Raw genomic sequence first — 501 nt, forward strand, 5'->3', positions numbered from 1 at the left:
CCGATTCGGGCAAGGCGTCCGCCTGGGGCCTCAGCTGGCATCCCTCGCGCGCGCTGAGCCAGGCGGCTGTCTGCGTACTGCCGAGCCCTCGGGCGGTCACCCGCTTGCGCGCTTCGTCGTCGAAGAAGCCACTGGTCGGCACGTACTGCTGGGTATAGGCCCGGCAATAGTCCGCCGAGTTCCCCATAACGTAGCGGCAGGAGCAGTACTCCTTGGCGGTGTAGGCACCGATGATGCCGGGGAAGGCCGCGAGGTGGACGCGGTTCTGCCAGGCCGTGGTCACCAGGGCGAGCAGCAGCAGGACCAGGGCGGGGAGAATCGGATGACGGCGGATCATGGCTGCACCTCCCCGTGGGCGAAGGCCGCCTGGGCAAGCTTGAGGAAGGCGTCGTGCTGGTAGCTGCCGTCACGGTCGTCGGCGTAGCGGACGATCACCAGCTTCTGTTCGGGGATCACATACAGCGCCTGGCCCCAGTGGCCGAGCGCGGCGAAGGGGTCCTG

General features: G+C 68.3%; 1 protein-coding gene. It reads right to left on the reverse strand.

Going from position 1 to position 501, the window contains the following annotated elements; translation table 11 throughout:
* On the reverse strand, positions 1-337 hold a 337-nt coding region (locus CW267_RS29940; RefSeq protein WP_101148724.1), incomplete at its 3' end, for an amidase.
* Positions 338-501 lie beyond the last annotated feature (164 nt).

Source organism: Klebsiella sp. X1-16S-Nf21 (assembly GCF_002837615.1).
Taxonomy (GTDB): Bacteria; Pseudomonadota; Gammaproteobacteria; order Enterobacterales; family Enterobacteriaceae; genus Klebsiella; species Klebsiella variicola.